The organism is Rhodococcus sp. IEGM 1408, from assembly GCF_033142235.1.
GTDB lineage: Bacteria > Actinomycetota > Actinomycetes > Mycobacteriales > Mycobacteriaceae > Dietzia.
Genome location: NZ_JAWLRW010000014.1, coordinates 40,262 through 65,312, shown reverse-complemented (window position 1 = coordinate 65,312; position 25,051 = coordinate 40,262). Strand labels below are relative to the sequence as shown.

The 25,051-nt window shown below is 63.7% G+C and carries 24 protein-coding genes and 2 pseudogenes; 14 read left to right on the top strand and 12 right to left on the bottom strand.

The genetic code is table 11. From position 1 onward, the window contains the following. Window positions 1-98 precede the first annotated feature (98 nt). The 4 genes from R4P08_RS17055 to R4P08_RS17040 form a co-directional block, all read right to left on the bottom strand. Window positions 99-344 (bottom strand): IS3 family transposase, encoded by a 246-nt coding sequence (locus tag R4P08_RS17055; RefSeq protein WP_228549072.1) that lies wholly within the window; start codon window positions 342-344, stop codon window positions 99-101. A 199-nt stretch (window positions 345-543) separates the two neighbouring features. Next, on the bottom strand, window positions 544-1,632 hold the full coding sequence (locus R4P08_RS17050; RefSeq protein ID WP_069389779.1) for an IS110 family transposase: 1,089 nt from the start codon (window positions 1,630-1,632) through the stop codon (window positions 544-546). 241 nt (window positions 1,633-1,873) lie between these two features. Next, window positions 1,874-3,025, bottom strand: coding sequence for an IS30 family transposase (locus R4P08_RS17045; protein ID WP_069389026.1), 1,152 nt, complete (start codon window positions 3,023-3,025; stop codon window positions 1,874-1,876). Continuing rightward, window positions 3,018-3,356, bottom strand: coding sequence for a transposase (locus R4P08_RS17040; protein ID WP_304814610.1), 339 nt, complete (start codon window positions 3,354-3,356; stop codon window positions 3,018-3,020). The genes R4P08_RS17045 and R4P08_RS17040 overlap by 8 nt, the downstream gene beginning before the upstream one ends. A gap of 82 nt (window positions 3,357-3,438) precedes the next feature. Here R4P08_RS17040 and R4P08_RS17035 point away from each other — a divergent pair. Next, window positions 3,439-3,767: pseudogene (locus tag R4P08_RS17035) on the top strand (transposase); the annotation flags it as partial. Window positions 3,768-3,821: 54 nt separating this feature from the next. On the opposite strand, the gene R4P08_RS17030 reads toward R4P08_RS17035, so the two are convergent. Then, window positions 3,822-4,988, bottom strand: a complete 1,167-nt coding sequence (locus R4P08_RS17030; RefSeq protein ID WP_069389782.1) for an acyl-CoA dehydrogenase family protein — start codon at window positions 4,986-4,988, stop codon at window positions 3,822-3,824. A gap of 96 nt (window positions 4,989-5,084) precedes the next feature. On the opposite strand from R4P08_RS17030, the gene R4P08_RS17025 reads away from it, so the two are divergent. The 3 genes from R4P08_RS17025 to R4P08_RS17015 are packed head-to-tail and all read left to right on the top strand — an operon-like array spanning window position 5,085 to window position 6,681. Further along, window positions 5,085-5,756 carry a TetR/AcrR family transcriptional regulator gene (locus R4P08_RS17025; protein WP_235027696.1) on the top strand — a complete coding sequence of 224 codons (672 nt, stop codon included), beginning with the start codon at window positions 5,085-5,087 and terminating at the stop codon, window positions 5,754-5,756. A 53-nt stretch (window positions 5,757-5,809) separates the two neighbouring features. Continuing rightward, window positions 5,810-5,983 (top strand): hypothetical protein, encoded by a 174-nt coding sequence (locus R4P08_RS17020; protein WP_206475242.1) that lies wholly within the window; start codon window positions 5,810-5,812, stop codon window positions 5,981-5,983. After that, the gene (locus tag R4P08_RS17015; protein WP_069389783.1) at window positions 5,980-6,681 is read left to right on the top strand and encodes a transglutaminase-like domain-containing protein; all 702 of its coding nucleotides are present in this window, start codon (window positions 5,980-5,982) and stop codon (window positions 6,679-6,681) included. The genes R4P08_RS17020 and R4P08_RS17015 overlap by 4 nt, the downstream gene beginning before the upstream one ends. Before the next feature lie 63 nt (window positions 6,682-6,744). Here the strand turns inward: R4P08_RS17015 and R4P08_RS17010 are convergent, their stop codons facing one another. After that, window positions 6,745-7,755: an AraC family transcriptional regulator gene (locus tag R4P08_RS17010; RefSeq protein WP_069389784.1), complete on the bottom strand. Its 1,011-nt coding sequence runs from the start codon at window positions 7,753-7,755 to the stop codon at window positions 6,745-6,747. A gap of 121 nt (window positions 7,756-7,876) precedes the next feature. On the opposite strand from R4P08_RS17010, the gene R4P08_RS17005 reads away from it, so the two are divergent. From R4P08_RS17005 to R4P08_RS16985, 5 genes are all read left to right on the top strand, one after another. Further along, complete coding sequence (locus tag R4P08_RS17005; protein ID WP_007628312.1) at window positions 7,877-8,197, top strand: 2Fe-2S iron-sulfur cluster-binding protein; 321 nt, start codon at window positions 7,877-7,879, stop codon at window positions 8,195-8,197. A gap of 17 nt (window positions 8,198-8,214) precedes the next feature. After that, window positions 8,215-9,603, top strand: coding sequence for a cytochrome P450 (locus R4P08_RS17000; protein ID WP_069389785.1), 1,389 nt, complete (start codon window positions 8,215-8,217; stop codon window positions 9,601-9,603). Between the two features lie 183 nt (window positions 9,604-9,786). Next, window positions 9,787-10,044 carry an oxidoreductase C-terminal domain-containing protein gene (locus tag R4P08_RS16995; RefSeq protein WP_007628308.1) on the top strand — a complete coding sequence of 86 codons (258 nt, stop codon included), beginning with the start codon at window positions 9,787-9,789 and terminating at the stop codon, window positions 10,042-10,044. A gap of 146 nt (window positions 10,045-10,190) precedes the next feature. Next, window positions 10,191-10,868 (top strand): lysophospholipid acyltransferase family protein, encoded by a 678-nt coding sequence (locus R4P08_RS16990; RefSeq protein WP_245847704.1) that lies wholly within the window; start codon window positions 10,191-10,193, stop codon window positions 10,866-10,868. A gap of 105 nt (window positions 10,869-10,973) precedes the next feature. Beyond that, on the top strand, window positions 10,974-11,543 hold the full coding sequence (locus R4P08_RS16985; protein WP_069389790.1) for a TetR/AcrR family transcriptional regulator: 570 nt from the start codon (window positions 10,974-10,976) through the stop codon (window positions 11,541-11,543). Window positions 11,544-11,582: 39 nt separating this feature from the next. On the opposite strand, the gene R4P08_RS16980 is transcribed toward R4P08_RS16985, so the two are convergent. Beyond that, window positions 11,583-13,130, bottom strand: a complete 1,548-nt coding sequence (locus R4P08_RS16980) for an acyl-CoA synthetase (protein ID WP_069389786.1) — start codon at window positions 13,128-13,130, stop codon at window positions 11,583-11,585. Between the two features lie 309 nt (window positions 13,131-13,439). On the opposite strand from R4P08_RS16980, the gene R4P08_RS16975 reads away from it, so the two are divergent. From R4P08_RS16975 to R4P08_RS16965, 3 genes and pseudogenes are all read left to right on the top strand, one after another. Beyond that, the gene (locus R4P08_RS16975) at window positions 13,440-13,967 is read left to right on the top strand and encodes an enoyl-CoA hydratase-related protein (RefSeq protein ID WP_228549152.1); all 528 of its coding nucleotides are present in this window, start codon (window positions 13,440-13,442) and stop codon (window positions 13,965-13,967) included. Window positions 13,968-14,034: 67 nt separating this feature from the next. After that, complete coding sequence (locus tag R4P08_RS16970) at window positions 14,035-15,168, top strand: NDMA-dependent alcohol dehydrogenase (protein ID WP_095719419.1); 1,134 nt, start codon at window positions 14,035-14,037, stop codon at window positions 15,166-15,168. Window positions 15,169-15,179: 11 nt separating this feature from the next. Then, window positions 15,180-15,437 (top strand): annotated as a pseudogene (locus R4P08_RS16965) (TetR family transcriptional regulator); the annotation flags it as partial. A gap of 535 nt (window positions 15,438-15,972) precedes the next feature. Here the strand turns inward: R4P08_RS16965 and R4P08_RS16960 are convergent. The 3 genes from R4P08_RS16960 to R4P08_RS16950 all read right to left on the bottom strand — a co-directional run bounded on the left by R4P08_RS16960 (window position 15,973) and on the right by R4P08_RS16950 (window position 18,910). Next, window positions 15,973-17,181, bottom strand: coding sequence for an NAD(P)/FAD-dependent oxidoreductase (locus tag R4P08_RS16960; protein ID WP_317815067.1), 1,209 nt, complete (start codon window positions 17,179-17,181; stop codon window positions 15,973-15,975). Next, window positions 17,178-18,518 carry a cytochrome P450 gene (locus R4P08_RS16955; protein ID WP_067718083.1) on the bottom strand — a complete coding sequence of 447 codons (1,341 nt, stop codon included), beginning with the start codon at window positions 18,516-18,518 and terminating at the stop codon, window positions 17,178-17,180. The genes R4P08_RS16960 and R4P08_RS16955 overlap by 4 nt, the downstream gene beginning before the upstream one ends. A gap of 71 nt (window positions 18,519-18,589) precedes the next feature. Continuing rightward, a complete protein-coding gene (locus tag R4P08_RS16950; protein WP_067718080.1) occupies window positions 18,590-18,910 on the bottom strand; it encodes a 2Fe-2S iron-sulfur cluster-binding protein in 321 nt (106 codons plus the stop codon). A gap of 118 nt (window positions 18,911-19,028) precedes the next feature. Between R4P08_RS16950 and R4P08_RS16945 the strand changes: the two genes are divergently transcribed. Next, window positions 19,029-20,030: an AraC family transcriptional regulator gene (locus R4P08_RS16945; protein WP_107749265.1), complete on the top strand. Its 1,002-nt coding sequence runs from the start codon at window positions 19,029-19,031 to the stop codon at window positions 20,028-20,030. 149 nt (window positions 20,031-20,179) lie between these two features. Here R4P08_RS16945 and R4P08_RS16940 read toward each other — a convergent pair whose 3' ends face one another. Further along, window positions 20,180-20,704 carry a PaaI family thioesterase gene (locus tag R4P08_RS16940; protein ID WP_008379464.1) on the bottom strand — a complete coding sequence of 175 codons (525 nt, stop codon included), beginning with the start codon at window positions 20,702-20,704 and terminating at the stop codon, window positions 20,180-20,182. A gap of 295 nt (window positions 20,705-20,999) precedes the next feature. On the opposite strand from R4P08_RS16940, the gene R4P08_RS16935 reads away from it, so the two are divergent. Beyond that, on the top strand, window positions 21,000-21,629 hold the full coding sequence (locus R4P08_RS16935; RefSeq protein WP_107749266.1) for a TetR/AcrR family transcriptional regulator: 630 nt from the start codon (window positions 21,000-21,002) through the stop codon (window positions 21,627-21,629). A gap of 572 nt (window positions 21,630-22,201) precedes the next feature. Here the strand turns inward: R4P08_RS16935 and R4P08_RS16930 are convergent. Next, complete coding sequence (locus R4P08_RS16930; protein WP_259894717.1) at window positions 22,202-24,895, bottom strand: hypothetical protein; 2,694 nt, start codon at window positions 24,893-24,895, stop codon at window positions 22,202-22,204. Window positions 24,896-25,051 lie beyond the last annotated feature (156 nt).

The window sequence follows — 25,051 nt, the reverse complement described above, 5'->3', positions numbered from 1 at the left end:
ACAAAACCCAGGTCAGCCCGGGCCACTCAGACGCCCGGGCGCACCCGACTGCACATAACCACGGACTGAGCCGAATAGGTGATGTCGGCTACCCATAGTTAATTTGGCCGCTCGGCGACGAACTTGCGTTCCACCAGGTCAGCGGGCCGCTCGGTCTCAGCCTTGGGCCGAGTGGTGCGCGGCGACTTGGCCCTCTGGACCCCCTTGAGTCTTTCAGCTCTCATGAGGCGTTCGACGGTGCAGCGGGCGACCTGGTGGCCGGCGCGTCCCATCTCCTTCCACATCTTGCGGGCGCCGTACACGTGGTAGTTCTCCTCGTACATCGTGGTGATCGCGGCCGTCAGTTCGGCGTCGCGAACCGACCGCGCTGAGGGCGGTCGGGTCTTGGCGGCGTAGTAGGACGAAGGCGCGATCGCGGCGCTGGTCTCGGACAGTGCGTCGCAGATCGGCTGGACACCGTGTTCGTCCTTGTGGCGGTCGATGAACTCAACCTTCAGCGCTGTGGACGGTCCAGCTCCGCGATGCTCCTATGTCAAGCCCCGCTCACGCCGCCGCCTGAATTGCAGGGATCGGAGTGCGTGGCGCTGCAGTTGGAGGCGGCGACGTGGCCTCGGCCACGGGCCGTGCTTCGTCGGCGCGCATCGCTGCGAACACCCGGTCCGATATCCGGCGGCGGAGCAGTCGCAATGCCTCGGTTCGGGTCTTGCCGGCGGCGATGAGCTTGTCGTAGTAGTCGGTGCCTTCGCCGCCGAGCCGCAGCTGGGTCACCGCGGCCATGTGCAGCGCGGTGTTGATGCGCCTGTTACCGCCCCGGGACAGCCTGACGCGGACCTTGTTGCCAGACCACACTGGGATCGGAGCCGTGCCGTTAAAACGGGCGAAGGCGTCTTTGGACTTGAACCGCCTGACCCCGGCAGTCTCGCCGATGATCATGGCCGCTCCGAGCACCCCAAGCCCCGGGACCTCAAGCAGGTGCTGATGATTCGCGCGCGCCAGCTTGCTCAGGCGGCTCTCGATCTCGTTGATCCGCCGGGTGAGCGATCGGATGTCCTCCAAGATGTCGCGGGCGATCTCCGGCACGACCCCGGTCAGGCCGTCCAGGTGGGTAATCAGCTCATCGAGAAGATGGTAACGACGCAGCGCCCGGGACGGTATCTGCAGGTCAGGGTCGATCTCGTGCAGGAACCAGCGGACCTTGGACTGCAATGCGGTACGGCGAGCGACCAGGCTGCGACGGTGGTCGGACAGTAGCTTGATCTCCCGCGCCGGCCCCGGCAACTCGGCCGTCGGTAGGTCACTTTCGCGCAGGGCAACGCGTGCCACGGCCTCTGCGTCGATCGGGTCGGACTTGCCGGGTTCGCGACCCGACCGGCGCATACCCGCCATCAGCCGGGTGTGGACTCGCACGACCTTGTGCCCGGCGTCGAGCAGGTCGGCTTCCAGGCGCCGGGTCAGGTGCCGGCAGTTCTCGATCGCAATGATCACCTCCTCGAACTGCTCGAGCCAGGTCATGATTTTCTGATGCCCGGCCGCCCGGGCCTCGACTGTGAGGACATCGATCCTCCTGCCGACCTCGTCGACAGCTACGAGCGTGTGCCAGTTCTTGTGGGCATCAATTCCGATGACAGTCACCGCGGGCCTCCTTCTGATCCGTTGCCGTACGTTCGGCACCGCCGACCGAGGTCGGGCACGCCTCAGTCGGGCAGGACGAGCGAGCAAGCTCCTATCAGGCCACGGCCTTGATCAGCGATGCACACCCGGTGGAGCGGCACATCGCGGACAAGCCACCTATGGCAGCGAAAAAACGAGCCAACCCCACCGGGCATCATCATTGTGGTACTGAAGCGAAAAAAGCCGACTTGGATTCAAATCGTCAATGCAACAGGGCGGCGTAGCGTTCGGCGGGAGTGTCGTAGTCGAGGGTTTTCCGGGGCCGGTTGTTCAATCTCTCCGCGATTCGGTGCAAGTCAGCCTGGGAGTAGCCGTTCATGCTTGTCTTCTTCGGAAAATACTGACGAAGCCAGCGATTGGTGTTCTCGTTGGTGCCGCGCTGCCAGGGCGAGTGTGGGTCGGCGAAGTACACGCTGATCCCGGTGCCGGCGGCGACGTCTTTGTGTCCGGCCAGCTCCATGCCGCGGTCCCACGTCAGGGAGCGAGACATCGTCTCCGGGAGCGCCGACAGCTCCCGGCACAGTCCTTCAGTAACAGAGGACGCATGGCGTGAGTCGACCTGGACTAAGCAGGTGTAGCGGCTGGAGCGTTCCACGACCGTGGCGATCTGGGACTGCTCCGATCCGATCATCAAATCGCCTTCCCAGTGACCTGGAACAGCGCGGTCCGCGACGTCGTCTGGACGGGCATCAATCGACACGGCGTCTTTGATCTGCGAGCGCCACTGGCCGGAGGTGGTGTTGCTGACCGCGCGACGAATCGGTCTGCCGGTGCGCAACTGCTTCTGTAACGACTTGTCCAGCACATTCCAGGATTGGATGTACAGCGACCGATAGATCGCCTCGTGCGAGATCAGCATCCGCGACCCGGCTGGGTACTGCTTCTTCAGCCGACCAGCGATCTGTTCCGGAGACCATTCCTCTTTCAGGCGTGCAGCGACGTAGCCTCGCAGTACAGGGTTCGTGGCCAGCTTGGGCTTCTGAGGACGCCGGGCCCGGCGCCAGGCGCGGTCGTCTGCGTCGATGGCGCGATAGCGCTCCCTACCCTCGTTCTGCCCGACTTCTCGGCTGATCGTTGACGCAGGCCGTCCCAGCTGGCGACCGATCTGGCGGTACGAGTCGCCCGCCGCCAGACCGCGGGAGATCTCCTCCCGATCGGACAGACTCAATGTCCCCGCCCGGCGCTTCTGCGGCGACTGATAGATCCCGCCCTTGGGCCGCAGGATCGAAAACACCGAACCCGGCGGCGAGTCGACCGATCGCGAGATCTCACTGATCGACGACCCCGCCTTCCACATATCCCAGACCCGCTGCCGTTCCTCCGGCGGCAGTCCGGGCCGGCCAATCTTAGCCATCGTCCACCTCCACCATAGATTGCTTGGTGTTGCGTTGACGGTTTGAGTCTAAGGACGCCTGCTTCAAGATCGTGTTCGCCCGCCGCAGCTCGCGGTTCTCCTTCTCCAGCTGGGCCAGGCGGGCGTCGCGATCAGCCGAGACCGACGAGGCGTCTTGGCCCTCGGCCTGGGCTTTACGGACCCAGGCCCGTAGTGCTTCGCGGTGCACGCCGAGCTGCTCAGCGACACGCACGATCGCACCGTGTGAGCGGTCGGGGTCGGCCAGTGCTTCCAACGCCATCCGCGTCGCTCGTTCGCGCAGCTCGTCCGGGTACTTGCGAGGTGCTCCCATGGTTCTGATGATCCCTTCCCGGGTAATCGATGTCTCCATCAAACCCGGGGCGATGCACGTCGATGCCGACGGCCAGCCGGCCGAGCTGCACTTGGTGATGGACAACTACGCCGCCCACAAGCACGCGAACGTCAAGGCCTGGCTGGCCGACAATCCACGGTTCACGGTCCACTTCACACCCACGCCTCGTGGATGAACCTGGTGGAGGTCTGGTTCGGCATCGTCGAACGCCAGGCCATCCGCCGCGGGTTCTTCACCTCCGTCAAGGACCTCAACGCCAAGATCCGCACCTTCATCGACGGCTGGAACAACCGCTCCCACCCCTTCGTCTGGACGAAAACCGCCGACGAAGTCCTCGCGAAAGCCAACCGTAAGAAGACTTCAAATGCGGACCACCAGAGACGTGTTTAGGCGTGCTGGCGGACGGAGTGCTCGCCGAGCGAGCGAGTGCGCGTCGGGTACGGACTACTGTCCCATGACAGGTGTCGGGAGTGACCGGGCGATGATCTCCTTCATGATCTCGGTGGTGCCGGCGTAGATCTGACTGACCCGCAGGTCGGTCCATGCGCGCGCAATCGGATACTCCTCCATGTAGCCGTAGCCGCCGTGGAGTTGCAGGCAGGTGTCGGCGACTTGCTGAGCGCGTTCGGAGCTCCAGTACTTCGCCATCGCGGCGGTGGGGATGTCCAGTTCGCTCTTGACATGCAGGTCGAGACACTCGTCGATGAAGGCGCGGGTGACGCGGGCTTCGGTGGCGACCTCGGCGAGCTTGAACTTGGTGTTCTGGAATCCGAAGATCGGTTTGCCGAACGCCTCGCGCGTGAGTGTGTACTCGTGTGTCAGGTCCAGCATCAAGTCCATCGACGCGGCGCAACTGACGGCGACGATGAGCCGCTCCTGCGGGAGCTGCATCATGAGCTGGACGAAGCCCTGCCCCTCCTCGGTGCCGAGCAGATTGCTGGAAGGCACACGTACGTCATCGAAGAAGAGCTCGCAGGTGTCTTGCCCCTTGAGGCCGATCTTGTCGAGGACACGGCCGCGCCGAAATCCTTCGGAGCTGGTCGGCACGATGACCAGTGAGACGCCTGCAGCAGCCTGATCCGGGCTGGTCTTGCAGGCGACGAGCACCATGTCTGCGTGGTAGCCGTTGGTGATGAAGGTCTTGGCTCCGTTGATGACGTAGTCGTCGCCTTCTCGGACTGCCTTCGTCTTGATTCCCTGGAGGTCGGAACCGGTCCCCGGCTCGGTCATCGCAATGGCGGTCACGACCTCGCCGGAGGCCATCTTGGGCAGCCATTCGCGCTTCTGCTCCTCGGTGCCGTAGTGCAGCAGGTAGTGCGCCACGATGCCGCTGTGGAGTGCAGCCCCCCAGCTGCTGTCACCGATGCGGGCCTGCTCCTCGATAAGGATCGCCTCGTGGAAGAAGTTGCCGCCGCCCCCGCCGTACTCCTCGGGAACGGAGGCGCACAACAGGCCGAGCTCGCCGGCGCGGGTCCATAGTTCGCGGTCGACGCGCTTCTGTTCGATGAACCGCTCGATGTTGGGCTTGATCTCCCTCTCGCAGAACGTCCGGGCGAGTTGACGGAAGTCGTCGAGGTCCTGGTTCATCCAGGGTGAACGGCGGCTGGGCATGGGTCCTCCAAAGATTATGTGCCGGGTACAGGGTGTACCCGAAGGCTACGGGTACACCCTGTACCGCGCCAGTCCCTTTCGGGTTAGAATGTGCTGGTGGATCTTGCGAGGTGGGTGGACACGGCCGTGGTGCGCCGATCGACGGCGCACGAATCGCACCGGTCGGCACGACGAGAGCAGATAGTGGTGGCCGCGGCTCGTGCGATCGAGGAGTACGGTCCCGGCGTCGGTACTGCCCAGATCGCGGAACGGGCAGGCGTTGCGCGGCCTCACGTCTACCGGCACTTCGACAGCAAGGAAGACCTCGAACGAGAAGTGCTCCGATTCGCGGCTGATCAGCTCATCGACACCGTTCGTCCCGCCATGCGCGTGAGCGGTACAGCTCCCACCATCATCGAAGGCGTGATAGGCGCTGCCATCGGATGGGCTGCCGGTCATCCCAACCTGTATCGCTTCATGGCGGCGCGCCAGCAGAACAAGGAGACGCACCGGGCCAGGTTGGGGCGCACACGGTTCCTCGGGGAGGTGGTGTCCGCAGCCTCGGCATACATGCGCACATCCGAGGTACAGGTCGATCCCCCGGACGGCGTGATGGCGGGGTTGATGGGCATGGTCGACGCGGGGATCATCTGGTGGCTGGACCACCACGATGAGTCGAAGGAAGAGGTGACCACCCGGATCGCCCATCAAGTTTGGCTGATCATGCGTGATCTCGCCCAGAGCGTAGGGGTTGCTGTGGACAACGACCTTCTGTTGAGCGCGCGATGAGGGACCTCTCGCCCGGAATGGGCGCACCCCGAGCCCGTCGAAGCGGTCCCGCGTTGGAACGGCGACGCCCCGTGTGCGACCGGTGGCTGGAAGAGGTCGGTGACCTGGTGCGGCGGATGCCCGACGTCTGCATCTCGGCAGTGCCCGGCGAGCAGCCGGCCGGCTGGCCGCGCACGGCCGTAGCGCTCAAGACTGACGGTCTGGTCAACACCGCGGTGCGGCGATGACGCCGGCGCCGGGATCGCACCTTGAGGCGACCTTCTTCCTCGATCACGACCACGCTTCGGTACGCGACTTCACCCAGCACGTGATCGCCGGCGCGTCGAGCCCCCGAGAGAGAGCGTCCCTGCTCTTTGCTGCAGTGCGTGACCAAATCTGGTACGACCCCTACTCGGTCTCCGAGGATCCTGAGCATTACCGGGCGAGCCACGTCCTCCAGGCCGGCCGCGCCTACTGCGTGCCCAAGGCGGTGCTACTGGCCGCGGTTCTGCGGGCCGCGGGCATCCCTACCCGACTCGGCTTCGCCGATGTACGGAACCATCTGCAGACCGACACCTTACGAGCCGTCATGGGTGGAACGGATCTGTTCGTCTATCACGGCTATTGCAGCGTCTACATCGACGGACGATGGCTGAAGGCCACACCTGCCTTCAATGTCGAGTTATGCGAACGATTCGGCGTGCCACCGGTCGAATTCGAGGGACGGAGCGACGCGCTCATGCACGCCTTCACCTCCGACGGGACTCGGCACATGGAGTACGTACGAGACCACGGTAGCTTCGACGACCTCCCCCTGGGCCGCATTCTGTCTGCCCTCCACCAGGCCTACGGACCTATGGTCACCGCCGCTGCGGGGCCTGACGATGCCTTCACTCCTCCAGCTACCACCGGAGAGACCACTCCGGAAGGATCCGTGGACTCATAAGGGAGCACCTGGTGAGCCACTCCCGCCGGGCGCGGTCCTTCTTAGGGGCTGCGGAAGTGGTACTCAAGGGTGCTGGTGGGCGCGTCGGAAGTGGCTCGGTGAGCTGCCGGTCCATCCTTTGAAGGCATGCGAGAAGTTCGTGAGGTCGCTGTAGCCCAGTTCGGCGGCGACCTCACTGACAGACGTGGAGCGGTCGAGCAGCCGTATCCGGGCGCGGTCGAGCAGTGACTCCTGGAGGAGTTCGCGGAAGCTGGTTCCCTCCGCGGCGAGGCGGCGTTTCAGGGTACTCGAGGAGATCGAGAACTCATTCGCGACCGATTGGATGGTCCTCACCCCTGGCCCGTCGTCCAGCAGTGCCCGCACCCTGCGGGTGAAGTCCCGGCTGCCGCCCTGACGTTCGAGCGCCTGCTGGAGGCTGGTGACGGCGACGTCGTAGGCGACTGGGTCGGGGAAGCGGCAGGCCGCGTGTAGCGTCCGTTCAGGGATGTGCACATAGGACAGGGGGGCGTTGAAGATGAGCCGCGCCCCCGGCCAGGCTTCTCGAGCCCCGCTGCTTGGCTCCGGCCAGCGACTATGCATGGTCACCTCCGACGCGTCGTCGACCAGTCGGTCGACCAACCGCATGAGGGCGAGTCCGCAGTAGGTGACGGCGAGACAGTCCAGGTCGGGGTCTGCCGCGTTCCCGGTGAGCCGGATCGTCAGGTCGTCGCGCTGGGGATCGGACTGGGTGGTGACGGCCTCGGTGATCACGGGAAGATAGGTCAACAGCTGAACGACCTGGGCGACGGTTCCTGCGCTGACCAGCGGCACGCTCAACGGCCCGAAGGACGTGAGCTGGGCCTGTTCCGCGCAGGCGATCCCCAGCTTCGTTGCCTGCTCGGCATCGAGGTCCGGGTAGACCTCGCGAAACCACCGCAGCGGTGCCTGCTCCTGGGTCCGGATCAGAGACAGTTCCCCGGTTCCCTCGCGCGCCATGATGGCACGGAACTGCTCGGCACTGTCCGGATCGATCGCCGGACTGGCCAGCAGCTGCGCGAAGGCAAGCGCTGGGACGCCCGGCTCGCTTCTCTGCACAGCGCTCCTCACGTGACCCGATCTCACAGCAGGATGACACGATTCAACATGGTCATCGCCGATATCAACGACAATACTGGAGAAAATGTCGATGACGTAGTCAATAGTGAGGGAGTTGTAGATGACAGTCGTTACCTTCGTGTCATACGACGGGGAGAAGCACGAGGCGCCCATCGAGGAGGGCTGCTCGCTGATGCAGGTCGCCACGAACAACGCCATTCCGGGCATCGATGGTGACTGCGGCGGAGAGGCCGCATGCGGCACCTGCCACGTGATCGTCGATTCCGCCTGGGCCGCCAAGGTCGGCCCCTCCGGCCCGGAGGAGGAGGAGATGCTGTCGATGAACCCCGAGCGAGAGCCGACGTCGCGGCTGTCGTGCCAAGTCCAGGTCTCCCGGTCATGGGACGGCTTGACCGTGCAGTTGCCTGAATTCCAGATGTAACAGGAGGTGTTGACGAGATGAAGATCCCTGACGCAGTGAAGACGAAGGTCGACGCCGCCATACCCCTGGATCGCCAGGTCCAGGCCGCGCACCTCTACGACAAGAGCCGACGTTGGTTGACGGGCACGAACGGGCAGAAGATGTTCGTCGAACGCCCGATCCCGCCGGTCGAAGAACTCGCGCTCGAAGACATCGACCTCAGCAACCCCTTCCTGTACCGACAGGGGCAGTGGGCCCCCTACTTCGAGCGCCTGCGTAACGAGGCCCCGGTGCACTACCAGCCCAACAGTCCGTTCGGGCCGTTCTGGTCGGTGACGCGGCACGCCGACATCATCGCTGTGGACAAGAACCACGAGGCCTTCTCCGCCGAGCCCCTGATCGTCATCGGGGCGCCGCCGCGGTTCATGGACATCGCCATGTTCATCGCCATGGATCCGCCCAGGCACGACGTTCAACGGCGCGCCGTCCAAGGCGTGGTGGCTCCCAAGAACCTGCGCGAGATGGAGGGCCTCATCCGGGAGCGCGTCAGGGACGTCCTGGACAACCTGCCCGTCAACGAGCCTTTCGACTGGGTGAGGACGGTGTCGATCGAGCTCACCGCGCGCATGCTGGCGACCTTGCTGGACTTCCCCTACGAGCAGCGCCACAAGCTTGTCGAGTGGTCGGACCTGGCCACCTCCATGGAGCAGGCCAATGGAGGGCCCTCCGACAACGACGAGCTGTTCAAGGGCATGGTCGACATGGCGCGTGGACTCAGCGCACTGTGGCATGACAAGGCCGCCCGCCTGGCGGAGGGAGAAGAGCCGGGTTTCGACCTGATCACCATGTTGCAGAGCGACGAGGCCACCAAGGACCTGATCGACCGTCCGATGGAGTTCGCCGGCAACCTGATCCTGTTGATCGTCGGGGGCAACGACACGACCCGCAACTCGATGAGCGGCGGCGTTCTGGCGCTGAACCGGTTCCCGGACCAGTTCGAGAAGCTCAAGTCCGACCCCGGCCTGATCCCCAACATGGTCTCCGAGATTATCCGGTGGCAGACCCCTCTTGCCTACATGCGGCGGATCGCCAAAGCTGACACCATCTTGAACGGTCAGTTCATCCGTAAGGGTGACAAGGTGGTCATGTGGTACGCCTCGGGCAACCGGGACGAGTCCGTGTTCGAGCGGCCGGACGAGTTGATCATCGACCGGCCCAACGCCCGCAACCACATCGCTTTCGGGTTCGGCGTCCATCGGTGCATGGGCAACCGATTGGCCGAGCTGCAGTTGCGGATCCTCTGGGAGGAGCTGCTCCCACGCTTCGAGAGGATCGATGTCGTCGGTGAGCCGGAGTACGTGCAGTCCAACTTCGTTCGCGGCATCAGCAAGCTGATGGTCGAGCTCACCCCCAAGGGAACCGGATGAGTTCGGGGCGCGCGGTGGTGGTCGGCGCCAGCCATGCCGGCGCGCAGTCGGCCACCCGCCTCCGCCGGGAGGGTTGGTCCGGTGACATCGTGGGCCGGTGACGAGCCGATGTTGCCCTACCAGCGACCTCCTTCTCGAAGACCTGTGGAAGGAACAAGGACGATCTGCGGAAGGGACAAGAAGGTGTCGGCGCTCCCATGGTCCCGGTCGGACCAGTACGACCACAAGCTGCGGATCGCGGGACTCAACAACGGTTATGACGACATCGTCCTGAGCGGTGACCCCACCTCTGACCGAAACCGCACCTGCTACTACCTCAGGCAGGGCGAGCCGGTCGCCGCTGACAGCGTCAACCGCCCCGGGGACTCCATGACCACCAACGGCATTCTCGGCCAAGTCGCCGTCGACACGACTGCCCTGACACCGGAGGTGGCGGTGTGAGCAAGCAGACCGACCACTGGTCGTGGTCACCACCGAACGTCTGACCCCCGAGGTGAACAAGGATGGTTTGGAGGTCGACGGCAGGGCCCGCGATGAGACTTCTGCCTTTCGTTCCGGGCGCCCGTGACTCGCATCAGTCCGCAGGCGTGCGACGCGCACCCGCGGACGCCCGCGGCCCTGCATGGTGGCTCGCGTTGGTCGTCTGCAAACCCCTTCTGCTGCTCGTCAGGAGAGCGGACTGGCGCGGTACAGAGCGCCTTCCCGGGTCGGGGGGCGCAGTACTGGCGGCCAACCATGTCTCCCAAGCCGACCCGCTCTTCCTCGCGGAGATGGTCCTCGCCCAGGGCCGGACCCCCTGGTTCATGGCAAAATCAAGCCTGTTTCAGAGCAGAGCAGTGGGCTGGTGGTTTCGGTCGGCCGGCCACGTCCAGGTCGACCGCTCCGACGGGCGAGCCGGGATCCGCGCCGCGATCGAAGCAGTGGATCGCGGCGCCCTCGTCGTCGTCTACCCGGAGGGATCGATCACGAACCGACCGGATGCACGTCTGATGTCGCTCAGGTCGGGTGCTGTTCGCATCGCGCTCGAGACGTCAGTCCCATTGATCCCCGTCGCCCAATGGGGTGTGCAGGCCATCGCGCCAGCCTACGAAGGAAGGGTGGTGCTGGGCCGCCGTCGTCGGGTCACCCTGCTGGTCGGGGACCCGGTCCCGCTCGAGGACCTCCGAGAATTGCCGACGGCGACGGCAGCCGCTGCGGGTGTGCAAAGACTTCAGGACACCCTCGCAGCGATGGTCGACCAACTGGCCGACGAGCACGCTAGGTAGCGTGTGGCCGTGTCCAAGTCAGTGACGCGAGTCGATCGCGAGACAGGAATCGCTAACCTTTCTGTCATGCGGGCACCGTCAATGCGCGAACGATTCAAGGAGCACATGCGCCTGGCTGTCCTCGAGGCTGCCCACGACCTGACTGTCGACCGCGGCTGGGACCGGGTGCGCATGGGGCAGGTGGCTGATCGTGCCGGGGTGTCGCGGGCGGCTCTGTACAAGGAGTTCGGTGACAAGGCCGGCCTCGGAGAAGCCGTCGTACTCCGGGAGGCCTCGCGCTTCCTCGAGGGCATCCGGGGCGCGCTGGAGGCGCACATCGGCGATGCGAAGCGAGGCATCGCAGCCGCCGTCGACTACACCTTGAACGAGGCCGGGCGCAGCCCCCTGCTCAAGGCGGTGCTCATCTCCAACCGTGACCTTGATGCGGGAGGTCAGGCGTCCACGGGGATGCTCCCGCTGCTCACGACATCCGCACCGCTTCTCGACCTCGCCTCCGACACCCTGGCCGGATGGGTCGCGGAGAGTTATCCGGGTCTCCCCCCGGGCGATGTCATCGACGCGGCCGACACCCTGGTGCGCCTGACGGTCAGTCATCTTGCGCTCCCCAAGTGGGACCGAACCGCGACAGCGCGGAAGATCTCCGAGGTCGCCGTCCGGTTCCTCTCACTCGAATAGTGACCTGCGCCGGGCGTCGGGAGCAGTCTGAACTGGGCTTCAGCGGCGCACGGCGTGTTCGTTGCCGCCGTGCTGCTGCCGTAGCACCGTCTTGAGCACCTTGCCGGTCGCTGTGCGGGGCAGCTCGGCTACGAACTCGATCCTGGTGGGGCACTTGAAGTGGGCAAGCCGCTCCCGGGTGTATGCGATGAGTTCCTCGCCGGTCGGCTCGGCGCCGTCCTGGAGCGCCACGGTGGCCACCGGGGTCTCGCCCCAGCGGACGTCGGGGACGCCGACGACGGCCACTTCACGAACGGCCGGGTGCCGGTAGAGCACTTGCTCGACCTCGATCGGGTAGACGTTCTCGCCGCCAGTGATGATCATGTCCTTTTTGCGGTCGACGAGCGTGATGAACCCCTCGGCGTCTATGCGGCCCAGGTCACCGGTGTGGAACCAGCCGCCGCGGAAGGCCTCGGCCGTGGCTTCCGGGAGACCCCAGTAGCCCGCGAACACATTGGGTCCCCGGAGGACGAGCTCTCCGACCTCGTTGGTGCGCGCGTCCTTGTCGGCGTCATCAACGATGCGCGCCTCAACGTGGAACACCGCGCGGCCGATGGATCCGGCCTTCTCCTTGACGTGATCGGCGTCCAAGACGGACACGATCGGAGCGGTCTCGGTCATTCCGAAACCCTCCTGGAAGGGCAGCCCCTTACCCTGATAGAAATCAATGACCGGCAGAGGGCAGGGCGCTCCACCGGAGACGGCGAGCTCCAGCGAGGACAGGTCGAAGTCGTCGAAGCCAGGCTCCGACATGAGCGCTGCCCACATGGCCGGGACCATGAACTGCACGGTGGCCCTCTCTCGGGACATCGCCTTCAGGGTCTGCGCCGGGTCGAACGAGGGAAGCAGTACGTTGGTCCCGCCGACGTACAGCAGCGGCAGGGTGTGGATCCCGAGGCCCCCGATGTGGAACATCGGCGCCACGGTCACCGTGACGTCGGTCTCACGCAAGCCGCGCCCGAAGGACAAGCTGTTCACGACGTTCCACAGGTGATTGTCGTGGGTCAGCATCGCGCCCTTGGGTCGCCCTGTGGTTCCGGACGTGTACATCAAGCACGACACGTTGCTCCGATCGACGTCGGCGCTGACTGGACGGGCCTCACCGTTGGCCAACACGTGCTCATAGCGCAGCTCGCCGTCCTCGGGTTCGCCGCCGACGACCAGGCGGGATCGGACGCGTACTCCCTCGCCGGCCACAGCCGCGCGTGCCCCCGGAGCCAGGGGCGCCGAATACACGAACACGTCTGCGCCCGAGTCCGCCAAGAGATAGGTGATCTCGGCCGGCGCAAGACGCACGTTCATGGGCACGAACACCGCGCCCAGCTTGGCCGTGGCCAGCATCGTCTCTATGAACGCGGTGCTGTTGAGCAGGAGCCCTGCCACCCGATCGCCCCGTCGGACGCCGAGGGCGCTCAGTGCCCGGGCCAGTCGATTGGTGCTGCTGTCTAGGGCGGAGTAGGTCAGACGCCGCTCACCGTCGACGAGAGCGATCCGGTCCCCGGAGAGGAATGCCCTCGTCGTGACCCAGCTGCCGATTCCCTCGTCCATGGACATTCCTTCCGGGATGCTGTCATCTCTGCGAGTGAGTCAGATCACGTAGTTTGTCCAAACCTGACGGTGCCCACAAGTTAGTCGGACGCTACTGAGTAAGTCAAATCAAATGAGACATTTCAGGGTGTTGGAACGTAACCAGTTTTGGCTCGTCTGGCGGGGTCGTTGATGGTGGCCTTCTCTGGAAGTTTCGGCGGTTGCGGTCGTCGGCTGAACCGTTGCGGGTGGGCGTGGTAGGCGGCGTCGAGGACGGCTTGGCGTCGTGCCTGGACGTCGGTGGCGGTGCCGTAGTGGACGCTGGCCCGGATGTTCCTGGGCCTGCTCCGGGCGATCATCGCGCATCCCAAGCCGGTGATCGCGGCCGTCGACGGTCACGTCCGCGCCGGTGGGATGGGTCTGGTGGCGGCCTGCGACCTCGCCGTCGCCGGACCGTCGTCCACCTTCGCGCTCACCGAGGTCCGCCTCGGCCTGGCGGCCGTCATGATCTCCGTACCGTTGGCGGCACGCGTGAACTCACGGGATCTCGCATGCGTGCTGCTGACCGGCGAGAAGTTCGACTCCGCGCACGCCCGGCGGATCGGCCTGCTCTCGGACGCGGTGGAGGACCTCGACGCCGCCGTCGACGAGCTCGTCGACTCCTTCCGGCCCTGCTCGCCGCAGGGACTGGCGGAGAACAAGGCGCTGCTGGCCGCGCCGATGATTGCCGAGCTCGACGCCCGTGGAGACGACCTCGCCGGGGTCACCGCGCGGCTGTTCACGACGCCCGAGGTGGCCGAGGGGATGAGCGCATTTCTCGAACGCCGATTGCCCTCCTGGGCGACGCCCGACGCGTAGCGTATGCGATTGTCACAGATATATGACTCGACACACATCACAGAAACCCGCAACGAGAGGTAAAGCCATGCGTACCAAGGCCGCCATCATCCGTGAGCCCAAGCAGGACGGCTGGGAGATCGTCGACGTCGACATCGACGATCCCAAGGCGGGAGAGGTCCAGGTCAAGTTGGCCGCATCGGGCCTCTGCCATTCGGACGAGCACCTGCTCACCGGCGACCTGCAGTTCGAGTCCTACCCGATCATGGGCGGTCACGAGGGTGCCGGGGTCGTCACCAAGGTCGGCGAGGGTGTGATCGGCCTAGAGGAGGGAGACCACGTCGTCCTGGCGTTCATCCCCGCCTGCGGTACCTGCCCGCCGTGTTCAGAGGGCCTGCAGAACCTCTGCGACAACGGCGCGGGACTGCTCACCGGGCGTGCGATCAGCGACGGCGGCTTCAGGGTGCACACCGCCGACGGTGAGGACGTGGCCACCATGTGCCTCCTGGGGACGTTCGCCCCGCACGTCACCGTGCACCAGTCGTCCGTCATCAAGATCGAGAAGGACATCCCGCTGGACAAAGCCGCACTTCTCGGCTGCGGGGTGTGCACCGGTTGGGGCTCGGCCACGGAGATCGGCGGCGCCAAGGAGGGCGACATCGTGGTGGTCGTGGGAGTCGGTGGGATCGGCATCAACTCGGTCCAGGGTGCAGCGGCGGCGGGTGCGCGCGCTATCGTCGCCGTCGACCCGGTCGAGTTCAAGCGCGAGAAGGCCAAGGAGTTCGGGGCCACCCACACCTGCAGCTCCATGGACGAGGCGATGGCACTGGTCGGAGAGATCAGCTGGGGTCGGATGGCCGATCTGGTCATCCTCACGATGGGCGTGGTCGAGGGCAAAGACCTGCTCCCCGGTCTGCTCCTCACGGGCAAGGGCCGCCGGTGTGTCGTGGTGGGCCTGGGGGACATGATGGCCGTCGACGCCCAGGTGTCAATCATGGACCTGGCGATGCAGCAGAAGACACTGCAGGGCGCCATCTTCGGTGGCACCGGCCCGCGCAAGCAGATCCCGCACCTGCTGCACCAGTACCGCGCCGGGAACCTCAAACTGGACGAGCTCGTCACCAAGACGTACCGGCTCGAGGAGATCAACCAGGGGTACCAGGACATGCGCGACGGCAAGAACATCCGCGGTGTGATCATCTACGACGAGCAGGACTGGTAACAGGAGGATGTATGACGGAGCCCGAGCAACGGACCCCCAAGCAGGACCGTAGCCGCCTCACGCGGGAACGACTGCTCGGTGCCTCCATCGATCTCCTGGCGACACAGGGCTGGGCGGCGACCACCGTGGGTGCGGTGGCCGCCGCCGCCGGCGTCTCCCGGGGCGCCGCACAGCACCACTTCCCGACCCGGGAGGACCTCATCACCGCCGCGCTCGGTCACATGATCGAACAGCGGATCGAGGACGTGCGCAGGGTGGGACTGGATCTCGGCGAGGACCTCGTCCTTACGCGCCGACTCGGCCTCAGCCTTGCCGAGCTTGCGTTCCAGCTCGGCGATGCGGGCCTGCTCGGGACTGCGCGGGCTGCGGCCAGCCTTCTTCACCCCGCCCAGGGTGCCGGCGGCGATCGCGGCCCGCTATTCCTTGACGTGCGAATCATAGAGACGCCCCCGGCGCAGGACGGCGCCCTTCGCGCCGGCGGGGGCCGCATCATATTCAGCAACGATCCGACGTGTGAAGTCCGCGGTAAAGGACCGGCGCTTCGCCCGGTCGGACCACGGGCCCTGCGGATCCGCCGCCGGCGCGACGAGGCCCCAGCCTCAATCCACACTGACCGGGTGTCTCACCTCAGTGTCTCTACGACGGTCTCAACGCTGGGCAGGTGTAGGTGCGCAGCATGTGGTGCCGAATCGCTTCACACTCCGGGTCCCACCCCGCTCGACGAGGGTGGCGAATCACGGTCGTCAATTGATGTTCCTTTCCGAAACACGGTCGCTGCTCGTCGTATCCAACACCCACGATCGATCAACTGCGGGCAAGTCCGCCGAGCATCAGCTCGGCCCTATCGACGGGAAGCTGCTGGGTGATGGCTCGCTTGCTGAACATGAAATCGCGGGGGCGGTTGATGCAGTCTGCAGCAAGGAGCTCGCCACCACGGAGGTAGAAGCAGCTGAAGTCGCGGTCCCGGGTGGGGTCACCGCTGAGGACGACTTCGTCGTAACCGGTGTTGAGACCGGCGATCTGCAGCTTGAGATCGTATTGATCTGACCAGAACCAGGGAAGCGCCTCGATCTTCCTAGATTTTCCGCAGACGGTCGAGGCGGCGACCTTGGCCTGCTCCCCCGCACTCGACACGGACTCCATGCGTATACGGCAGCCGTAACGGGCGATGTCATGGCTTGTGCAATCTCCGGCGGCCACGATGTCGGGGTCCTCGGTCCGGGCATGGTCGTCGATCACGATGCCGTTGTCGACCACGAGACCCGCAGCGTCGGCGAGTTCTGTTCTCGGTTCAACACCGATGCCCACGATGACCAGATCAGCCGGGATCGACTCGCCAGTGGACAGGAGGACCTCGCGGACGCAGTCGTCTCCGACTAATGCTGCGACTTTGGCGCACGTCCGGATATCGATGCCCTCCTCTCGGTGGATCCGCTCGAAGAACGTCGAGACGTCGGGAGCAGTGACCCGCTCGAGGACGCGAGTGGTCGCCTCGAGCACGGTGACGTCCAGGTCCAGTGCCCGTAGCGAGGCGGCCGTCTCAAGTCCGATGTAGCCGCCCCCGACGATCACCACCCGCCGCCCGGGGGCGGCGGACGTGCGGATCAACTCGACGTCTGCGGCGGTACGAAGGTAATGGACCCCGGCGAGCTCGGCCCCAGGAACGCGGAGCTGACGAGGGCGGGCTCCCGTGCACAGCGCGAGCTTGTCGTATGTCAGTGTGTCGCCGGTGCTCATAACGATGTGCCCAGCCGAGCGGTCGATCGCCTCCACGTGCGCGTTGAGAAGCTGGATTCGCTGCTTGGAGTAGAAGTCCGAACTGCGGATGGTGATCTCGTCGAGGGTGGTTTTCCCGGCGAGATACGCCTTCGACAGTGGCGGGCGCTGGTAGGGCACCGTGGGCTCCTCGCCGATGAGGACGATCTCACCGCTCCACCCGTCCTGCCGTAGGCTCGCCGCGAGTTGGGCTCCGGCATGGCTGGCACCGATGATGAGGGCTCGCTGCGATGTCATGTTCCGGATTTCGGGGTGAGGCGCACCATCATCTTGCTGATACCCCGCACGAAGTTGGACTGCACGTACTCGGGTTCGCCGACGACCTCGATGTTCTCGAAGCGGGGGAGCAGCTCTTCCCAGAGGATCCGCAGCTGCATTTCGGCCAGTCGGTTGCCCATGCACCGGTGTACGCCGAACCCGAAGGAGATGTGGTTGCGGACGTTGGCCCGGTCGATGATGAAGTCATCGGGCCGCTCGAACACACGCTCGTCGCGGTTGCCTGAGGCGTACCACATCACGACCTTGTCACCCTTACGGATGAACTGACCGTTCAAGATAGTGTCAGTCTTGGCGATTCGGCGCATGTAGGCCAGCGGCGTTTGCCACCGGATTATCTCGGAGACCATGTTGGGGATCAGGTCAGGGTTGGACTTGAGCTTTTCGAACTGGTCTGGGAACCGGTTCAGCGCCAGAACGCCACCACTCATCGAGTTCCGGGTCGTGTCGTTCCCTCCGACGATCAACAGCACAAAGTTGCCCATGAATTCCATCGGGCGGTCGATCAGATCCTTGGTGTTCTCGTTGCTCTGCAGCATGGTGACCAGGTCGAAACCGGGTTCCTCCCCCTCTGCTAACCGAGCCTTCTTGTCGTACCACAGAGAACTCAGACCGCTCGCCATCTCGCGCATTCCGTCGAACGTCTCGTCGAGGTCCGCAGGACCACCGTTCGCTTCCTCGAACGAAGTTGCAATATCTGACCAGTACACGAGTTTGTGACGTTCCTCGTATGGGAAGTCCAAGAGCGTCGCGAGCATTCGAGCTGTCAGTTCGATCGAGACAGCCTGGACCCAATCGAACGGCTGATTCACCGGCAAGTCGTCTAGTACCTCGCGAACCCGAGACCGAATGAGCGTCTCCATCTCGCGCAGGTTCTTCGGCGCCACCACCCCCTGCACAGCTGCTCGCTGCACGTCGTGGCGCGGTGGGTCCATCGCGATGAACATCTCAATATCGAGAAAACGAGGCGGGGCCCCGATCACTATCATCGGCTCGGCGGAGAAGACCTCATGGTTCTTATCGACCGCGATGATGTCTTCATGTCGGGTCACTGACCAGAACGGCCCGAACGCACTGTTGGGCTGAAAGTGGACCGGAGCCTCGTTTCGCAGGCGCTCATAGTAGGACTGCCAGCGGCCTTGGCGATAGAGAAAGGGATTACTGAGGTCGATGTCGGCGAGCTCGACATCCTCGACGGGAGGAATGGGACTCTCTACGAAGAGCTTCTTCCCATTCGTCCTTGTCACCCAGCGCCGAGTCCTGTCGTACAGATGGGCGCCCCGGATCTGAAGATCCATCGGGATGGCCGACCGGATTCTGTCCCCGACTTCTACATGATTGCTTGACACGACTCTTGATCCCTTCGTCGTTACATCTGGAACTCTGGCACCTGGACGACCAGGCCGTCCCAATCCGCGGACGCGGTCATCTGGCACGACAGTCGAGAGGTCGGCAGCCTTTCCGGGTTCATTGCGAGCATTTCCTCTTCACTTGCTCCCGAGAGGCCGACCTGTTCGGACCACTGCGGATCAACGATGACATGACACGTGCCGCACGCGGCTTCGCCTCCGCAGTCAGCGTCAATCCCGGGCACCGCGTTGTTGACGGCGATCCGCATGAGTGACTGCCCCTCCTCTAAGGGCACCACGTGCTTCTCTCCCTCATGTGAGACGAAGGTTACGACTGTCATCGCTGGCTCCTGCATGGTTGTTCGGGTAATAGCTGCTCACAGCATTGCTAACAACGACGACTGCGGCTAGGTTGATTGAGGGCAGAAGCTTGTTAATTTGGCTCAGAAGGCGGGGGCGATGAATCTTGATCGCGAGGGCGTGCCACCGCTCGTGTTCGCGCAGTTACTTGAGAGCCCAGTTCTGGAGCAAGACGCCGTTGCACGGTTTCGCGAGATCATGGATCGTGAGCGAAGCGACGTCGAGTCACTTCTTGCCATCAACGCCCAAGTTCCCCTGCGGTGGATCAGGGAAGCCTTGCCCGACCTCGACGTCGACCAAGCAACGACCCTCGGTTTGGCGTTCGCCCAGCATGCTCATCTGACGTCCTTCGGACCATTAAGCGTCCCACTAGTAAGCGCAGGTTCCGCAGGCGAGATATTGGAATTGCTTGCCTACCTGCCGCTAATAACCCCAGCCCTGAGTGCGCAGTTCTACGCAGGTGGACACGGAGTGTCTGTCGCGCTCAATGGGCAGACGGGCGATCGAGTCCTAGACTCCCTAGTGGTCACCTACTGTGGTGCGGTCCTGCTGAGGCTGCTGAATATACTCGTTGGCGATGCACCAGACATCACACTCTCACTGGGTTGGCCCGCTCCGGAAGGTCTGCCCGTGGATCAGGATTGGTTAGCTGGTCGCCTGGTATTTGACGCTTCACTGTCCATTCTGCATTTTCCCGTTGACGCGGTCAATCACGTCTGCCGGTTCTCTGACCCCGTGGCGTATCGACTCGCTAGCGGTGACTTGCAGCGAAGGCTCGACGAGCGGAGTAAAATCGCCTCGTATTCGGACAAGGTGAGACGTCTGATAGAGAAGCGTCCCGCAGATTGTGGAAGTCAGTGGATTGCAGACGAACTCTCCATCTCTACGAGCACACTTAAGCGGCGCCTCTCTGAGGAAGGGATGACCTATCGCGGACTGCGCCAGTCGGTCATTCGTGAGTACGCGATTCTTCGTTTACTGGACGGATCTGTGTCCGCGAGCGAGATCGCCACGGACCTCGGTTACAGCGACCTCGCCAGCTTTTCACACGCTTTCAAGCACTGGACCGGCCACCCGCCGACGGGGTTCCGTCGTAGGTAGCGCTGCCTCTTGGTTGACTCGTACAGGGCAACTGGCGATGCACGGTGCCTTCCGCTTCGCCCGTTCTTTGGGCGTGGCGTTCAATATCTTCAGGCTCCGCCGACATCCTCGACGTATTCGGGCCTGGTGCTCGCGGCGGTGAGTTTGGCCTAAGCCCTCGAGTTTCTCTGTGACTGCAAAAAGTGTTCAACCTCGACCACGATGAACAGGGCAGTGGCAGTAATAACAGTGCGGCCCTCTGCATCCTCCATCGTGGACGTGAGGTCCAATTTCCGGCCATCGCGAGACCGAACTGCAGCGCGCAGGATGTACGGGGTGTCGAGTAGTGCTGGCGCAAGATACTCGAGCTCGAGACGGCGCGTCACGGCGAGCTCGCCGACCGAATAGAGCAAGAAGCCGAAGAGGTCGTCAATCACGGTCGCTACCGCGCCGCCGTGTGCAATGCCGGGTGCCCCGACGTGGCGCTGGTCGAACTGGTGGTGTGCGACGACGCCGTCTCCGTCACGCCGTACCGAGAGGAAGTGACCATTCGGGTTCTCTGGTCCACAGCCAAGGCAGTTGGGGTGGTGGGGAGGAAGCTCGGAGGAACCGGATTCCATGCGCGTAAACGAGCGCACCCAGGTGTCGATATCGGTACCTATCGGCCCGCCGGCCTTGTCGCGAAATGTGTCCATGTCCAGACCTTCCTGTCGATGAAGTTGTGCTGGGTGTGACACCTCTGCTCATGGCGACGGAGATATCGCCGACACCCGCACGTCCGACCCGTGACCCAACCTCGACCGGGACGTCCAAGGGGCCCTGAGGCCCGATGCGGGTGGCCTGAGCAACTGGCTGCCGACGGCACGATAGTCAGGTCGACAAGGCCGACTGAGCCGGGACACCATGTACTGTACGAACATACAGTATGCGGTACCGACGTATAGTCTAGTTTGGGGTCCGTAGGCTCGACCGCAACTGAAGGGGAACCGCGTGAATCGTTCCGCACCAGGCGCCGCGGGCCAGGATCTCACTGCCAAGGCGCGCATCCGCAACGCCGCACTGGATCTCTACGCCGCCAACGGCGAGGACGGCACTTCGTTGCGAACCGTGGCGACCGCGGCCGGGGTGACGGTGGGTCTCGTGGTCCATCACTACGGCACGAAGGACGGCCTGCGCGGGGCGGTCGAGCGACTGGTCGTAGAGCATTTCGCTACCGCACTTGCCTCGGCGCCCGTGGACGTCCCAGGCGCCGACATCGCCCGGATCCGCAACGAGGCGGTTGCCGACATGCTGGTCAGGCGTCCCGAGGTGGTGAACTACCTGCGCCGCGCGTTGCTAGATCCCGGCGGTCAGCGAGGTGAGTTACTCGAACGGCTCACCGAGCTGACACACCGGGAAGTGATAGCTATGCGGCAGTCTGGTGCGGCGTCTAGGGTCCGCGCCGATGCTGTTCAGGTGGTCGACGTCATCGTCACTCAGCTGGGCCGTTTGTTCCTCCAGCCGCTCGTGGACTCGATGTGGTCCCATCTTGGGACGTTCACTCACACCGAAGGCGACGACAAGCCGGAACTGAGTGTTCGCGTCACCGAGACATTGGCACCGCAAGGAACGCCGCAATGACCTTGGTCATGGTAAGTCGCTGGCTTCGAGGCCGGACGATGCCGCGAGCAGCCGCAGTCGAGAATAGTTGCCGCGTGACGGCCACAGTGGACTCCACTCTTAGGGGCAAGAAAACGAGATCCTGTGGCACGCCGTTGCCTATCTGTCGCAGGCGAACCCGCCAGACGGCGATATGCCCGTGTGGGGCAAGAAGGTCGGCTTTCGGAATGTCTCCGACCACGCCCACACAGGGGGCAACGGAATCGCGCACAGCCTCAGACCGAGCAGCTCCACCAGTCGCGCCCACCGCGCCTGCTGATGAAGTGCCGAGTTCTGAGGTGCCGAGTTGCCAGTGCGAGACCGGACGAACGTGCGAGCAGTTCGGGGAGCGGTCGAGTTCGCGAGATTCACAACTCGGCATCGTCTACTTGTCATAACGTAACTTATCGGCGTTAACATACTTTCTGGTAAGAGCGGTTTTTTCGAGCGATCTGACCGCGCTGGGCTGCTTATGGGCACGATAATCCGACCCTTCCGGATTCGCAGTGCGTAGCGGGATTCGGTCGGCGATTGCGTGCCTGGAAACGCCGCTTCTACGAGGGCCGGGTCGGCTGTACGGCTTCGATGGCGGCATCGAGTGATTGGATCAGCGTCCGGACATCGTCGGAATAGATCTGGAATCGTTGATCCGCGCTGTAGTGTTCGCTGAGTCGATGTAGTGCTTGCAGAACTTTCTCCAGCCCACTCCTGAGATCGAGAACCAAGTGATTTTGAATGACCTCAGTGTTCGTCAGCCGGTCGAGGTGCGCGAAGGCGACGTCGAGATCGCCGATGTGCAGCAGGGCGATGACCTCGAGGGCGTCGAAGGCGAGGGCATCGTTGAGTGAGCTATCGACTGCGCGCAATTGCTGTAGAGCGATCAGTACTGACTCGTAATCACCGTTCTCTATACGCGGAGTTAGCTGGCGCATCAGCCATTCTGGACTTACTTCCTTGCTAGGATCTCGTTCGGCGATGGCCTCCATTTCTACCCCGATCTGGGCGAGCATGGGGTCGTCGCGATACTGTTCCTCTCGCGTCACCATCTGCACAGACATGTGGGCAACTTTGTAGACCGCCGCTTTTGTAGACGGCTTTTCGCGGGATTCGAGGTCTTTCATCATTCCGAGCACGCGGCCAGCGATCTGAAAGATCAGTTGCGGCGCGACGGAAGCTCGTGACATGTCCGTCAGCATGTTTCCCGCGTGGATCATAGCCAAGACTTTGGCCCATTCCTCATGTGGAAAGTGCTTGAGATAGTGAACGACAAGTCGTTGCTGTATTTTGACCGATTCCTGGAGCCGGGCGGTATTGCCGTAACAATTGGCCAGCTCGGCCATCACCCCGGCCTTCGCTGTCAGGTAGACCCTGTTGTGATTCGGCGACATACTGGTTAGGGGTTCGTGCGCCTCAAGAAACGTAATAAGTGTTTCGGCGTGAACTCTGAGTTGCTCGAGGGCTAGGAACGAGCCCGAGGTTCTCATCAGCCCCAGCCACGGGATCAGGTGGCCGAGGAGGATCGTCACCGCGACCTGTACCGCACCTGGTGGCGCCGACGCCACATACCGCGTGCGCAGAATCTCGTTGATCAACGGATGGATCTGGATACAGTCGGCGCTGAGGTCTTCCCTTCCTACCTGTCCGGATTGCAGCACGCGGTGGGCGATCGTCTGAGTTTGCAGCAGACTCACGATCGCACGTCTCTGGTGCGCGTCAGCGGCGGTCGGAACCGGAAGATTTGCCATGTCAATCGTGTGCGGATCGGTCGTGGCGGGGATCATCAGATTGAGTGGGATCATCTCCGGTGCGAGGAAAGATGCGGTGTGCATCAGTATCCGGGCGTTGCGTGTGTACGGGGAGTTGCTGCCGGCGCCGATCTGATCGACTGCCGTGGTCACTGCCGCGAACGCGGTGCGGTTGAAGCCGGGTGGGATGGCAAGAGTGTCGTCGAGGGCGTCCAGAGTGGAGAAATAGGAAGGAACGAGGTCGGCGAGTGCTCCGGCGGCATTGCGAAAGTACAGTCCTGCCATGCTGATCGCCAGGGGTATCGATCCGAGTCGATCGACGATCGCCTGAATCGTGCCCGCAACCGCGGGGATCTCGGAGTCATCGATTCCCGCGTAGCTGGCAAAGCACATCAGCGCTTCGGCGGAATCGAATGGGCCGATTTCTTGGGCGTGCGCCGTCGGCCACCAACCGGTGCTGTTGGTCGTCGTGACCAACACCGCGCCGTGTCCTACTGTCGGCACAAAGCGTTCGATTTCTCGTCGTCCCGGCGCTGCGTCGAACACAACTAGCCACTGGCCTCGGTGTGCACCGAGTGCTGTCGCCAAAAGATTCACCGGATCGAAAATCGCATCATCGGGGGTGCCGGTCAGTCGGGCAGCGTACTCGCGGACCTGCGCGAGAAGTATGCCGTCGTCGCGGGCATCCAACCACAGCACCTGCTCGTAGCGATTGTGGTTGAGATGGCAGTAGTCGGTCGCGATAATGGACTTCCCGATACCGGTGTGTCCGGTCAGCACGACGATCGGGGGTGTGCGATCTGCGATCTCGCATCGTGCACCCACGCGATTAAGGATGTCGAGTCGCGGCACCGGCGATTTCACATTCGGGATCCGGGACGCCGGATTACCCCAGTCGAACCCACCGATGGCATGAGCAATCCGCGAATCAGGCATCGCCAGTGTGGCCAGCAACTGCTTCCCTGTAATGCGGTTCGATTGATGACCAGCAGCTGCTTCAAATATTCGGTGTCGCAGCATCACACCGACCAGCCGGCTTGAGACGATCCCCTGACTTTGACTGTTGTCGCGCCGGATGGTGCGTATCAGTTCCTCGTAGTAGCCCTCCAGGGCGGCAACATCTTTGGTGATCACGAGCTGCGAATCTGCCCTTGTGCCGGCGCTGGTCCCGCTCATCCAGATCACCTTCGACCCAAGCTGATTGGGGACCGGGGAGCTGCACTGTGTCGACAAACTCGCCGCAAGCTGGCGATTTGTCAGTAAGACTGATTCGCCAGGGCTGGCGAGAGACTCGAGACGCGCGAATACCCGGCCCGCCTCCGCCGGCGCGAGCATCCTCACCTCGGGCTGCCGGGACGCCTTAACCTGAACGCGCCTGTGCACAACATCATTGGCAAGCACGGCGAAATCCACGACGTCATCTTCAGATCCGTCGGACCCGATCGCCGCGGTCGGCTCGACGACCAGCGTTAGCTCGCGTGGATCGAGTTCCTCGGTCCACATCAGATTAAGCGTGTATACAGCGGTCGCCAGATACTGAAAGCTGAATCCAAAAGCTGCGGTAGAGCCGCCATCCACCAATGCCAGCCCCTCTCATCACCGTGTGGCCAGAGCGTCCGCAAGTGGCGAGTCAACGGTACAGCTGCGATCTGACACGAA

What these genes read in the sequence shown, in the direction of transcription:
- R4P08_RS16975 (WP_228549152.1), top strand. Translation starts at nt 13,440, where the DNA reads ATGTTCCTGGGCCTGCTCCGGGCGATCATCGCGCATCCCAAGCCGGTG.
- R4P08_RS16985 (WP_069389790.1), top strand. Translation starts at nt 10,974, where the DNA reads ATGCGCCTGGCTGTCCTCGAGGCTGCCCACGACCTGACTGTCGACCGC.
- R4P08_RS16960 (WP_317815067.1), bottom strand. Translation starts at nt 17,181, where the DNA reads ATGACATCGCAGCGAGCCCTCATCATCGGTGCCAGCCATGCCGGAGCC.
- R4P08_RS16930 (WP_259894717.1), bottom strand. Translation starts at nt 24,895, where the DNA reads ATGTGGACCGAGGAACTCGATCCACGCGAGCTAACGCTGGTCGTCGAG.
- R4P08_RS16980 (WP_069389786.1), bottom strand. Translation starts at nt 13,130, where the DNA reads ATGGACGAGGGAATCGGCAGCTGGGTCACGACGAGGGCATTCCTCTCC.
- R4P08_RS16970 (WP_095719419.1), top strand. Translation starts at nt 14,035, where the DNA reads ATGCGTACCAAGGCCGCCATCATCCGTGAGCCCAAGCAGGACGGCTGG.
- R4P08_RS17015 (WP_069389783.1), top strand. Translation starts at nt 5,980, where the DNA reads ATGACGCCGGCGCCGGGATCGCACCTTGAGGCGACCTTCTTCCTCGAT.
- R4P08_RS17030 (WP_069389782.1), bottom strand. Translation starts at nt 4,988, where the DNA reads ATGCCCAGCCGCCGTTCACCCTGGATGAACCAGGACCTCGACGACTTC.
- R4P08_RS17045 (WP_069389026.1), bottom strand. Translation starts at nt 3,025, where the DNA reads ATGGCTAAGATTGGCCGGCCCGGACTGCCGCCGGAGGAACGGCAGCGG.
- R4P08_RS16945 (WP_107749265.1), top strand. Translation starts at nt 19,029, where the DNA reads ATGAATCTTGATCGCGAGGGCGTGCCACCGCTCGTGTTCGCGCAGTTA.
- R4P08_RS17000 (WP_069389785.1), top strand. Translation starts at nt 8,215, where the DNA reads ATGAAGATCCCTGACGCAGTGAAGACGAAGGTCGACGCCGCCATACCC.
- R4P08_RS16955 (WP_067718083.1), bottom strand. Translation starts at nt 18,518, where the DNA reads ATGGATCTTCAGATCCGGGGCGCCCATCTGTACGACAGGACTCGGCGC.
- R4P08_RS17040 (WP_304814610.1), bottom strand. Translation starts at nt 3,356, where the DNA reads ATGGGAGCACCTCGCAAGTACCCGGACGAGCTGCGCGAACGAGCGACG.
- R4P08_RS16940 (WP_008379464.1), bottom strand. Translation starts at nt 20,704, where the DNA reads ATGGACACATTTCGCGACAAGGCCGGCGGGCCGATAGGTACCGATATC.
- R4P08_RS16950 (WP_067718080.1), bottom strand. Translation starts at nt 18,910, where the DNA reads ATGACAGTCGTAACCTTCGTCTCACATGAGGGAGAGAAGCACGTGGTG.
- R4P08_RS17005 (WP_007628312.1), top strand. Translation starts at nt 7,877, where the DNA reads ATGACAGTCGTTACCTTCGTGTCATACGACGGGGAGAAGCACGAGGCG.